This window comes from Bacillus cereus, from assembly GCF_002564555.1.
Classification (GTDB): Bacteria; Bacillota; Bacilli; order Bacillales; family Bacillaceae_G; genus Bacillus_A; species Bacillus_A cereus_K.
This window is the reverse complement of record NZ_NUVD01000017.1, coordinates 115,690-128,342: the sequence shown is the minus strand read 5'-3', so window position 1 is coordinate 128,342 and position 12,653 is coordinate 115,690. Positions and strand designations below refer to the sequence as shown.

Sequence of the window (12,653 nt, the reverse complement as noted above, 5' to 3'; positions counted from 1 at the left end):
GAGTGGCGGAATTTTGTAGAGTTTCTTACTCTGTTTCGTTCGCCCGTTGTCCTTATTTGGATAGCGGGCGTTTTTTATTACTTATCCCAATTAGTGTGGGCTAATAATCAGTGAGTGATGAACACCCCTCACTGATTAAAGTTTCACTTTATAAGGAGGATCTTTATGGAAAAGTTTAAGTATTCATTACTCGTTTTATTCGGAGCTTGTAGCTACGGCGTGCTTTCAACTATTTTCAAACTCGGATTCATTGACGGATTTTCAGCGCATCAACTATTAGGAGGACAATATGTCTTCGGATGGATCGGACTACTTCTGCTCGTTCTTTTCTTTTCACGCCATAAAGTAACAAAAAAGCAGTTCCTTTCCTTACTAACAGTCGGCACGACGATGAGTATGACAGGTATTTTCTATGCTATTTCTGTAGAAGAACTACCATCATCTATCGCTGTCGTCCTACTCTTCCAGTTCACATGGATTGGTGTAGTCATTGAAGCTATTGCAAATCGAACATTTCCAAGCCGTGATAAGATCATATCTATTATTATTTTATTTACTGGTACTTTATTTGCAGGCGGTGTCTTTGAAGGTCTCGGCCAAAGTTTTTCTACGAAAGGGATTGTCTTTGGACTATTAGCTGCTGTCTCTTTTTCATTCTATGTTTTTGCAAGCGGGCGCGTTGCTACAGATGCTCCGCCTTATACAAAAAGCTTTCTTATGACAACAAGTGCCACTCTTATCGTATGTCTATTCTTCCCGCCAACCTTTTTAACGGATGGTACTTTACAAGCCGGTCTATGGAAATACGCTTTCTTCCTCGGACTTTTTGGCGTTGTTGTACCTGTCATTTGTTTTTCAATTGGCGTACCGAAAGTTGGCACAGGACTTAGTACCATACTCGGTGCAGCTGAATTACCAACGGCTATTATCGCTTCTATTACACTAGTACATGAAGTTGTATCACCAATGCAGTGGATTGGAATTATTTTTATATTGCTTGGGATTTTCACACCTCAGCTACTTACTGCTAGGAAGGGAAGGAAACATAATAGCGTGCATAGCGCATAACAAAAGACCTTTCATTTACTTGAAAGGTCTTTTCCTTCCGAATTCACCGTACCCTATAAAATCGAAATTAAATCTAAAAAACAGGAAATCCCCTCCTCCCGCCGAATACCTATACGTTCACAAAAGGAGTGATACTGTTGAATCAAAAGCAACTAAGCACGATGAATGAAAAAAGCTGGAACGCAGCTGCTTATGAAGCATGGACGAATCGCCACGGTGCGCCAGAAGATTATGCGAAAAAGATCATGGAAGATCCCATACGCGAGGTAGCCCATTATTTACCTTACATACAATCTCCCAAAGGAAAACGTATTATCAATTTACTCGGTTCAAAAGGAAACAAAGCCGTTTCTCTCGCTCTTTTAGGAGCTGACGTAACGGTTGTTGATATTTCAGCAAGTAATGCGAAATACGCAAATGAGCTCGCAAAAGCTGCCGGAGTTTCTATTCAGTATATTGTCTCTGATGTACTAGATGTAAATCTCCCAGAATTATTTGATGTCGTATTACTAGAACTCGGTGTACTCCATTATTTTTTAGATTTAAAACCGCTCTTTATAAAAATCTCTCAATTACTAAAACCAGACGGAACACTTATCCTTCGCGATTACCATCCAATGTACACAAAGCTGTTAGGAGTGGACCATCCATCATTCCGAGCAGGTGGAAATTATTTCGATGAAGAACTAATTGAAGATGATGTTGCTTACAGCATTCTTCTTACAGAATCACAGAAAGAATCTTTACCGAAAACAACCATCCGTCGCTGGACGTTAGGAGAAATCATTTCAACACTCGCATCCGCAAGTTTTAAAATTGAAAAACTTGTGGAAGAACATGGGTCTCATCAAAGGTGGGTCTTCCCCGCTACTGCACCTGAAAGAATTGAAGAACGTATACCAGGTCTATATACATTAATTGCGACAACATACAAAAAAGGATCCCTTCACGGATAGGATCCTTTTTGCATGCTCACGCATATAAGTTGAGGTTGGAGATTACCATAATTCTGTAGAATAGGACACAAGATATTTCAACATTTTGTCTCTGACTTACGTCGTCAAAAAGGGGTATGACCAACATAACGAAGAGTAATGTTTCAGTTGATACTGATAATCGTTATCAACTAATTAGAAGTATACAGGATGTTATTTCAAATTACAATAGCATTTTTAATATTTATTTATTAATTTTCGGATATACAAATGTATACATTTTAAGAATATTTACTAATATCACACTCTCTCTTTTTACTTTAAAATATACCTTTCTCTCTCACATTCTGTCTGCTATAATTCCTAATGGAAAGAAGGAAGCTTTATTCCAGCTGGAGTAAAGCTTTCTTTTAACTTTTTACATTAATTAATTCTAATACTAAGATTTCACAAAGGAGGCTTTTTATTATATGAATTTTGTAAGTATCAGAAAAAAACTTATGTTCATGATGGGAACGATTTGTGCTTTATTTGGCATCGCCTTAGCTTTTATTTTATACTTCGCTATTGATCAGTCATATAAAGCTGAAGTATTACAGCAAGAAATTTCTCCTCTTGCAACAGAATTAAAAGAGCGTGGAGACGCTTATCAAGTACAACTCTCTGCTTTAAGAGGTTATTTACTACAACATGATCAAGTCGAATTGGACAAGTTTAATGAGATGAGTAAAAATCTTGAAGATTCAAAAGCTAAACTTCTTTCTAATCCAAATCTTTCTCAATCCGTGAAAGATTCAATGAATTTAGGATCCACTTGGAGAAAATTTATTGAAGAAAAAGTATTTACTCTTGCAAAAGAGCAGAAGTGGGAAGAAGCTTTACAAGTAGCTTCTACAGAAAATGGTACTGTCTATAAAGTCATTGGTGATTTTACAAATTACAGTAATGAACAAGCTAAATTACGTGAACAATCTATTGAAAAAATCGATAAATCTTCGCTACGAATTGAATATGTTGTCTTCTTATCACTTGTTATTTGTATTGTAACTGCAATTATTCTTGCATGGTGGTTCTCTGGTAAGCTTGTAAAACCAATTCAGCAAATTGATATTAAGCTAAAAGAATTAGCCTCTCAAGAAGGCGACCTAACAGCCCGTCTACAAGTAACGAGCAATGATGAAATCGGTGCGATTGCAGCATCATTTAATGAGATGTTAGAGAACTTGCAACATATCATCAATCGTGTTCAAAAAACGTCCGTAGAAGTACAAACCGCTTCTGAAAATATGTTAGAAAAGACTACTACATCACGCGAGGCAACAATTCAAGTTCAAGGATCGATGTCCCACTTAAATGTAAGCATTCAATCTCAAACTTCTAGTATGGAAGAAAGCTCAACTGCAATGGATGATATGTCAGTAAGTGTTCAACGTATTGCAGCGTCTGCTTCATCTGTGGCCGAGCTTGCTGTCGCTACGTCTGAACATGCGAATGACGGAAGTACTGTTATCCAAAAATCTGTTTCACAAATGACAACGATACACGAGGCTGTAAATGCTACATCAGAAGTAGTCGAACGTCTAATCACTCATACGAAATATATTGATACAGCTGTACAATCTATTTCTAATATCGCTGAGCAAACAAACTTACTTGCTTTAAACGCTTCTATTGAAGCGGCCCGTGCCGGTGAACAAGGAAAAGGATTTGCAGTCGTAGCTGATGAAGTTCGAAAGCTTGCTGAACAATCTAAAACTGCTGCAACAGATATTAACCATTTACTACATCAAATTCAAAATGATACAGAAACGGCTAGCTCACTGATGGCTCAAGGTCGTTCCGAAGCATTTGAAGGTATTACTGTCATTCGTGAGGCAGGTAATTCTTTCACAACAATTGTTGAACAAGTAAATAAAGTGTCTACTCAAATGCAAGACATATCAGCAACTGCTGAAGAGATGGCTGCAAGCGCTGAAGAAATGAACGCTTCACTTAATAACATCGCTTCTATTTCGAATGAAGTATCTAGTGAAACAGCCACAACAGCACAATTTGCTGAGAAGAAAGTTATTATTATGAATGAAATGACAGAAACCGCAAAACAAATGAAACAAACAGTTGAAGGCTTAGATCAACTCGTATCTCATTTTAAAACTGAATAGCTCAAAAAAATATTCCTCTTCCAAAGGGATATTTTTTTCGAGCTCATTTCCTGCACATTATACATATTTTCGTTATAATGAGAATTGATATCATTAATGTGTGGGAGGTGCTACTTATGTCACAAGAAGCATTTGAAAATAAATTATTTACAAATTTAGAAGCTGTTATTGATCCTGAACTAGGCGTTGATATTGTCAATCTTGGGTTAGTGTATGATGTTACAGCGGATGAAAATAATAATGCTGTCATTACGATGACGATGACTTCTATCGGTTGTCCGATGGCTGGTCAAATCGTATCAGACGTAAAAAAAGTATTATCAACAAACGTACCTGAAGTAAACGAAATAGAAGTAAATGTCGTTTGGAATCCCCCATGGTCGAAAGAACGCATGTCACGTATGGCAAAAATCGCATTAGGTATTCGTGACTAAATAAGGTGAAACTTTAATCAGTGGGGCGTTCATCCCCACTGATTATTAGCTCTCACCAATCGGGCTAACCGGCAAATAACGGGATAAAGAAAAGACCTGACAGCCTAGTCAGGTCTTTTTCTCTTATTATTTTACGCCTACTGCATCATAAGCTTTCGTTACAGCTTGTACAGCTTTAGAGTTTTTACCATATAAATCTTCTGCTGACTGAAGTGCTGCTTGACGCATCATTTTAAAGTCAGAGTTCGCAGTTAAATATTTAGTAAGAGCGCGGTAGTAAATTTTTTCTGTCGCTTCACGGCCCACTCCAGTTACTTTCACATTGTAATGTGTGCCGCCCTCTGATACTAAATACGCCGCTTTATTGTTAATACTACTGTTAATATGAACGCCGCCATTATCTTTCGTTCCAATGTAGCGTTTGTTATAGTGATCTGGATAACCTTCACCTGGTTTTAATGGGTTTGGAATAGATGCTGGATCTTTTAATGAACGAAGCGCATCACCTGGTTTACCCGGTGTATAAATATCAGCACCTAAATCCCAGCTCTTCTTCTCAACCATAACACCCATAATATCAGATAGCGATTCATTTAACGCACCTGGCTCATCTTTATAAACTAGATTTGCTGTATTCTCAGTTACAGCATGCGTTAATTCGTGACCGATAACATCAAGTCCAGCAGATAACGGAATAAATGTCTTTCCGTCTCCATCACCGTACATCATCTGAATACCGTTCCAAGCTGCGTTATTCCAGCTCTCTCCTACGTGAACAGTTGAAATAAGCTTCGCGCCTTTATCATCGAAAGAGTTACGATTAAATGTCTTTTTGTAGTAATCATATACTTTTCCTGCATTTACATGCGCATCAACTGCAGCTTTATCTTCGAAGAACGGAGATTTACTTTTCACTTCTTCTCCTGTATATCCAAGCCATTGTGAGAATAAATTAAACCAATCCTCGTTCATATTCTCTGCATCAAATGTATGGATACCTTGTCCTCGTTTACCATCAAATAAATTAAACTCGCCTGTTTTCGTATCCTTAGCAATTTCAAATGATTGTCTACCACCTAATACTCCATAGCCAAATCCAGTAACGTTATCTACCGCATTATATTTCTCAATCACATTTCCATTTGTTGCATCAACAAAATAATGCCAGTAACCTGGAGCTGGTTTTGAAATCGATGCTTTAACGAGATATGCCAGATAGTAATTTCCATCTTTTTCATACACAAATAAATCTTTTTTCACACCATCATAATTCTTTACTTTACCAATTTCTTTCTCTATATCAGCCTTTGCAATCGTTTCTGCTTGTTCTGCACTAATACTTGCAAAGGCAGGAATATTTTTATCCTCTAAATTCGGAATAACTTGTCCGAAGAATGCCTTTACATTATTCTCTTTATCTAACGTAACAGTTTGGTCTGAACCATACACAGGAATGTTATTATGTTTCTCAACTAACTTCACATGTGTCGTGCCAGACTCAGCATCTTTTTCTTCCCCTACAACATTAAAGTGTTTGTCAATATTTCCTGCTAGTTTAAACATATCTTTTTTACTTTCTAAATATTGAAAGACCGTTTCTTTTTTATCTAGTCCTTCTGGTGCCTTCCACTCTTCACCTATGTATGCAGGCGTTTTAAACTCTTGATGATATTGAATTTTTTGTTCTTCCGCTTTCGTAGTCGTTGCTCCAAATGTTCCAAATCCCCCGGCGATAACAGTTAACGCTAATGCTGATGAAATGACTTTCTTTTTCACTATAACATTCCCCATTCCCATAAAGATTTTTGACACTTGTATACAATTCTTATTTTTTAAGCCAATACCTCTCCTGAAACATTGAGAAAGTTTTTTCTGACAATTCCACAAAAAAAAAGAGGACATCTTATTCAATGTCCTCTTGTTCATAAACGTTTTATTGTTTTTGTAATTCAATTGCTAAATAGTGTGATTGCTCTTTCGCTTGAATATGAATATCTTCTTCTACCGCTTCTGCCGCATCACGCATAACAAGTGTTTCACCATTTATTACACTACTTCCCTCAATTTGCAGGAGGTACAATTGACGGCCTTCTTTCACAGGAAAATGAATTTCTTTTCCAGCCTCTAATGATAAAGAATATAAATTCGCATCTTGGTGAATCTGAATTGGTGCATCCCCTTCTATTGGAGATACCATATGGAACCATGCGTTTTCACGCTTACTCCAATCAAATTTAAACTCACCATAGTTCGGTTTATGACCATCGCGATCCGGCAAAATCCAAATTTGTAATAAACGTAGTGTTTCATTTCCTAAGTTATGCTCACTATGAAATACACCAGTACCAGCACTCATATATTGAACATGTCCACGCTCAATTGTTCCGCGGTTTCCCATGCTATCTTCATGTGTTAAAGCACCATCTACAACGTAAGAAATAATCTCCATATCGCGGTGCGGATGCATATCAAAACCAGTTTGTACCGCTACTAAATCATCATTAATAACACGTAATGCTCCAAAGTTCATGTTATTTGGATTATAGTAATTCGCAAAGGAAAAATGAAAATGTGTATTTAACCAACCGTGATTTGCTCTTCCCATATTTTTATGATCAACTTTTCTAAACATATCCTTCACCTCATATTATCTCGAATTCAAGATTTATTTCAAAACTTTTTCTCACTGTAATTTTTTTAGTAATTGTAATAATTGCTGTTGTTCTTCTACATTTAAATTTTGAAACTGCTCCGCTTGGAATGTCTCTTGAGGCGGGATGATTTCCGCATATAATGCTCTGCCCTTTTCTGTTAACGAAATATATTTCGTAGTACCTTCTTGTTCACGATGAATCCACTCCAGCTGCTCCATTTTATTTAAAAGCTGCGTAACATTTCCTTTCGTAACAAATAGCTTATTTCCAAGCTCTTGCTGCGTTAAACGGTCATGTCCTCCAACTTGAGCTAGCACATCAAACTGAGCGGCAGATACATTCCATTCTTTCAAATGCTGATTCGTCTCACGAATACTTTTGTTATAAAAACGTGATAAACGAAACCATAATAGTAATCCGAGTCTATCTTCTGTTTTCACCCTATCACCTCGCTCGTTTCATACCATTAGTTTAGAACTAAACTTTATAAAAGTCAATCACTTACTTTTAGTAAGCATCAAAGAAAGCACAGCGCTATTTCTCCACTATGCTTTACATCAATTTTCTATTTTTATATTCATCTAATTTCCTCTCCGCGAACTTCCTCGCATCTTTCTCAATCCATCTCTCTTCGTACGATTCACTTCCCACATACAATTCATCCCTCTTATCCTGCATCGCATGCCGAAATTCATGCAGTAGCGTTTTCAGCACTTGTTCATACTCTTCCCACATACAAACGAAAATTAATTGTTTTTCTTTATGGTAAAAGCCACCTACCTGAAATAGAAATTCTTCTTCTTCTTCCCCTAATGATAGAAGTACATTGTTTGCATCACATGTATCACAAAAAATAACTGGCGTTTTACATGTTTCAATAAGAGAAAACAAATCTTCTCTCAACTTTTTGACATCCCAAGGAAGCTCCGAATCCAACACATACCAATTCTCCACCTGTTGATATACATTTTGAAACTGGAGTTCCATTTCTTTTTATTCCCCTTTCCAAGCCTTCTTTTTCTATATATATGCCACAATATGGTAAATATTAAACATACTCTTTTATCCTTTGAAAAATGACAATAAAAAAAACCTATATCAATATAGGCTCTTTTCCATAATCACTTCTTTTTCATCATTTTTTTTAGTACAAAATAACCAATTGCGCAAACAATCGCAGCAAGTGCAAAATATTTCACATATGGTCCAGCTACTTTATTAATACTTTCCCACTCTGTCCCTAATTTAAAGCCCAAATATACAAACACGATTGACCATGGAATAACAGCTAATGTAGTTAGAGTAATAAACTTAGCATGTGACATTTTCGCAATACCCGCTGGTATCGAAATAGCATGACGCACAACAGGAATAAAACGCGCTGTAAAAATCACACCAGTTCCGTAACGATTAAACCACGCTTCAGCATAATCAATATGTTTCTTCTGAATCAAAATATATTTTCCATATCGCTCAAGAACAGGTCTTCCTCCATATCGACCGATCCAATAAATAAATAGTTGTGCGATTACACCACCAATTGTACCGAACGCGACAGCGCCCCAAAATGTAATGCTTCCTGTTGATACTAAATAGCCCGCATAAGACAATACGATTTCACTCGGAATAACCTCTAACATCAATCCAAGCATAATTCCCCAATAACCAAGTCCTTCTAAAAAAACTAAAACTGAATGAATCAACTCTCCTAACATCATTTACCTCTCTTTGCTGTTTTCGTTACAAAAAATAAAAGTACAAGTAGTAAGTTCTTGTACTTTTATTTTTCTAAATTTAGCTCGTTTTTGTATCCCACTTAAAGATTTTATTTAAAAATTTATACACATTTTTTGATTCTTTCGTCAGAAGAGGTCCTAAAATAGATAGGATAAGCACATATAATGCTGAGAATGGTTTCAACACTGACATTAAACCACCAGCGATACCGATATTAGCCATAATAATGGAGAATTCTCCTCTTGAAACGATTGTTAATCCAATATTCGTTGACGCCTTATGCGATAATCCAGCCTGTCTTCCTGCAATCATCCCTGCTACGAAGTTACCGATTATAGTAAGAAGGACAGCACCTAACGTTAACCAAATCGCTCCGCCTAATGAGAACGGATCGATACTTAATCCGAAACTGAAGAAGAAAATAGCTCCAAAGAAATCTCTAAATGGAACAACAAGATGTTCAATTCGGTCACTATGCTCTGTCTCAGAAAAAACTAACCCTAAAAGAAGTGCTCCGATTGCTTCTGCAACGTGAATTGTTTCTGAGAAACCTGCAATAAAGAATAAAGAAGCAAATACTACAATAATAAAAATTTCATCTGAACTAATATTGAGTAATTTATTTAATAACGGAGTAGCCTTTCTAGCTACTACAAAGAATAGAAGCATGTATCCTAAAGCGATTCCAATTGAAGTAAGAGCACCTAAGAAGGAAGCATGATCTCCAAGAACTAAGCCAGAAACGACTGATAAATATACAGCAAGGAATATATCTTCGAACATAATAATTCCTAAAATTAGTTCGGTTTCATTATTACCAGTTCTTCTTAGATCAACTAATACTTTTGCAACGATAGCACTAGAAGAAATCGTAATAATACCCGCGATAATTAAGATTTCTAGCAAAGGGAATCCCATTATAAATCCATATAATAATCCAAGTGAAAAGTTAATTAAAATATAAATCGTTCCGCCAATCGCAATAGAACGTCCAGATTTAATTAATTTTTTCATCGAAAATTCTAATCCTAGATAGAAAAGAAGGAACAGAACGCCGATTCTTCCGAGGAAGGAAATTACACTTTCACTTTCTATAAACCTGAGATCGATTACACCTAGTACCGGAGCATGTGGTCCTACTAGCATGCCAAGAACGATTAGAAAAGGAATTACCGAGAATTTAAACCTCCCAGCGATTACTGCCGCAATCGCTACTAAAACTAAAGCCGTACCAACTTCAAAAATTAAAGTATCCATCTAGTCAGTCCCCCTATTCGAAAGTAGTTCATTAATAATTTTTTTAATTTCTTCTCTCTCACCTGAAACTACAAGCATATCGCCTTCTTCAATTACCGTTTCTGGTCCTGGATTAAATAGCTTTTTCATATTCTTCTTCATAACTGCAATTATCGTTACGCTATATGTTTTTCTTATTTCAAGATCGCCAATTGTTTTCCCGATTGCTGGAGCTGCATTCTCTACTTTGAACCATTCAATCGCTAAACCTTCAAAGACCATCTCAACATTTTCTAATGCCCTAGGCTTATATACCATTCCACCTAATATTGCTGCAATTTGTCTTGCCTCTGAGTCACGTAGTGAAATGCTTGAGATGCTTTCTTCATGGTCTGAATCAAAATGATACATTTCTCTACGCCCATCATCATGAATAACTATCACCATTTTTTCGTTACCTCTTGTAACGATTTGAAACTTATAACCAATACCTGGAAGTTCGCTTTCTCTTATATTCATACTAGTTCCTCCTCAACAATAAATTGTTTTTGTTTTTTGTTTTAATTTTCTGTTTTTCTGTCTTTTGTTCATCCAATCAATTTTAGAAATTCTAACCATTCAGGATACCTGTGATTTGGAAATCTTTTATTGTAATAATAAGTGGCTCCTAAAAAGATACTTGAAAATGTAATGATAAAAAATACATTACTTCTCATTTTCAAACTCTGAAGAATTACTTTCAATAAAGACGCTTCTTTCAAATCATCCCTTCTTTCTCACTTGAAATTTTGTTTTTCAAAATGTGAATAATTCTAAAAATAATTACGATGTAACTTAATCATAACACATAACGAGTTTAAGTAACATAATTTTTTAGAAAAATTGATTCCGGCATATTTTTTGCATATAATTTTCTTATTACGAAAAAAAGGAAGTGTATTATATGGTTGATATCTTTAGCAGATTCCTTGAGGTAACGAATAATATTTTATGGTCATATATTCTTATTGCAATGCTAATCGGCTTCGGTCTTTATTTCTCTTTTAAATTGAAATTTGTCCAAATTACTCATTTCGGTGAGATGGTCAGTTTAATTAGTAAAGGGTTCAATCGAAAAGAAAAGAAGAAAGATAGTATCTCTCCGTTCCAAGCATTTTGCTTAAGTGCAGCAGCTCGTATTGGTATCGGTAACTTAGCTGGTGTAGCACTAGCAATTTCAATGGGTGGACCAGGCGCAATATTTTGGATGTGGTTTATCGCAATTATCGGGGCAGCTACTAGTTTTGTAGAATGCACACTTGCGCAAATTTATAAAGTGAAAGATGGAAGCAGGTTCCGTGGTGGACCAGCATATTACATGGAAAAAGGGTTAAACAAACGCTGGATGGGTGTCTGGTTTTCACTTCTTATTACAGTTACGTACGGATTAATTTTCAATTCAGTACAAGCAAATACAGTAACAATAGCATTTGAAAACGCATTCGGAGCAGAGCGAACGATCGTAGGAGCTCTATTAGCCATATTAGTTGCGTTTATTATTTTTGGCGGTATTAAAAGCATTTCACGTATTACAGAAATGATTGTTCCTCCAATGGCAATCGTTTATATTGGTGTGGCTGTTTTTGTCGTTATTAAAAACTTCGATATGTTACCAAGCATTTTTATGGAAATATTCAACAGTGCATTCGGTCTAGACCAAGCCATCGCTGGTGGTATTGGTGCAGCAATCAAGTTCGGAATTCAGCGCGGTTTATTCGCAACAGAAGCAGGTATGGGTAGCTCTCCTAACGCAGCTGCAACATCAGATGTATCTCACCCTGCAAAACAAGGACTTGTTCAAGCATTAGGTGTTTTCGTAGATACATTCTTAGTATGTACATCAACAGCATTTATCGTATTATGTTCTGGACTTTACAAAGGAACGAATTTACAAGGTATTGAATTAACACAACAAGCATTAAGTTCACAAATCGGATCGTGGGCAAGCACTTTCTTAGCGATTATTATCTTCCTATTCGCTTTCAGTTCTTTACTAGGAAACTACTATTATGGTGAAACAAATATCGCATTCATTAAAGAAAGCAAAACATGGTTAATGATTTATCGCGTTGCAGTTGTCGGAATGGTATTCTTCGGATCAATCGCTGCCCTTCAAACAGTTTGGAGTTTAGCTGATTTATTCATGGGACTAATGGTATTTACAAACTTAATTGCCATCTCATTCCTTAGCAAGTTCGCCTACGCGGCATTAGTAGACTATATAAAGCAAAAGAAACAAGGAAAAGATCCTGTTTTCGTTGCAAATTCTATCCCTGGCTTAAAGAATACAGAGTGCTGGGATGAACAGGATGTAGAAGAGAAACAGCAGGCTGTATAACAAATAACTGATCTAGCCGCTGGAGCTGGATGTAAACAAAAATCCCTATT

The 12,653-nt window shown here is 36.3% G+C and carries 12 protein-coding genes; 5 read left to right on the top strand and 7 right to left on the bottom strand.

The genetic code is table 11. The annotated features are described in order from the left end of the window. Positions 1 to 165: 165 nt before the first annotated feature. The 4 genes from COI75_RS09575 (at position 166) to COI75_RS09560 (ending at position 4,599) form a co-directional block, all read left to right on the top strand. Positions 166 to 1,068: an EamA family transporter gene (locus COI75_RS09575; protein WP_098448333.1), complete on the top strand. Its 903-nt coding sequence runs from the start codon at positions 166 to 168 to the stop codon at positions 1,066 to 1,068. 137 nt (positions 1,069 to 1,205) lie between these two features. Next, positions 1,206 to 2,024, top strand: a complete 819-nt coding sequence (locus COI75_RS09570) for a class I SAM-dependent methyltransferase (RefSeq protein WP_001072265.1) — start codon at positions 1,206 to 1,208, stop codon at positions 2,022 to 2,024. A 449-nt stretch (positions 2,025 to 2,473) separates the two neighbouring features. After that, complete coding sequence (locus tag COI75_RS09565; RefSeq protein WP_001012205.1) at positions 2,474 to 4,165, top strand: methyl-accepting chemotaxis protein; 1,692 nt, start codon at positions 2,474 to 2,476, stop codon at positions 4,163 to 4,165. Between the two features lie 116 nt (positions 4,166 to 4,281). After that, positions 4,282 to 4,599 carry a metal-sulfur cluster assembly factor gene (locus COI75_RS09560; RefSeq protein WP_000076420.1) on the top strand — a complete coding sequence of 106 codons (318 nt, stop codon included), beginning with the start codon at positions 4,282 to 4,284 and terminating at the stop codon, positions 4,597 to 4,599. A gap of 126 nt (positions 4,600 to 4,725) precedes the next feature. Here the strand turns inward: COI75_RS09560 and COI75_RS09555 are convergent, their stop codons facing one another. The 7 genes from COI75_RS09555 to COI75_RS09525 all read right to left on the bottom strand — a co-directional run bounded on the left by COI75_RS09555 (position 4,726) and on the right by COI75_RS09525 (position 10,745). Then, a complete protein-coding gene (locus COI75_RS09555; protein WP_000730955.1) occupies positions 4,726 to 6,375 on the bottom strand; it encodes a M4 family metallopeptidase in 1,650 nt (549 codons plus the stop codon). Between the two features lie 157 nt (positions 6,376 to 6,532). Next, positions 6,533 to 7,231, bottom strand: a complete 699-nt coding sequence (locus tag COI75_RS09550; RefSeq protein WP_098380305.1) for a pirin family protein — start codon at positions 7,229 to 7,231, stop codon at positions 6,533 to 6,535. Between the two features lie 51 nt (positions 7,232 to 7,282). Continuing rightward, positions 7,283 to 7,693 (bottom strand): MarR family winged helix-turn-helix transcriptional regulator, encoded by a 411-nt coding sequence (locus COI75_RS09545; protein WP_000845459.1) that lies wholly within the window; start codon positions 7,691 to 7,693, stop codon positions 7,283 to 7,285. Positions 7,694 to 7,805: 112 nt separating this feature from the next. After that, positions 7,806 to 8,240 carry a DUF3920 family protein gene (locus tag COI75_RS09540; RefSeq protein ID WP_000422798.1) on the bottom strand — a complete coding sequence of 145 codons (435 nt, stop codon included), beginning with the start codon at positions 8,238 to 8,240 and terminating at the stop codon, positions 7,806 to 7,808. Positions 8,241 to 8,374: 134 nt separating this feature from the next. Further along, complete coding sequence (locus tag COI75_RS09535) at positions 8,375 to 8,968, bottom strand: DedA family protein (RefSeq protein WP_000900204.1); 594 nt, start codon at positions 8,966 to 8,968, stop codon at positions 8,375 to 8,377. 79 nt (positions 8,969 to 9,047) lie between these two features. Then, entirely contained in the window at positions 9,048 to 10,247 is a 1,200-nt protein-coding gene (locus tag COI75_RS09530; protein ID WP_000380231.1) for a cation:proton antiporter, read from the bottom strand. After that, on the bottom strand, positions 10,248 to 10,745 hold the full coding sequence (locus COI75_RS09525; protein ID WP_001026082.1) for a cation:proton antiporter regulatory subunit: 498 nt from the start codon (positions 10,743 to 10,745) through the stop codon (positions 10,248 to 10,250). 424 nt (positions 10,746 to 11,169) lie between these two features. On the opposite strand from COI75_RS09525, the gene COI75_RS09515 reads away from it, so the two are divergent. Beyond that, a complete protein-coding gene (locus tag COI75_RS09515) occupies positions 11,170 to 12,603 on the top strand; it encodes an alanine/glycine:cation symporter family protein (protein ID WP_000227576.1) in 1,434 nt (477 codons plus the stop codon). Positions 12,604 to 12,653: the final 50 nt, after the last annotated feature.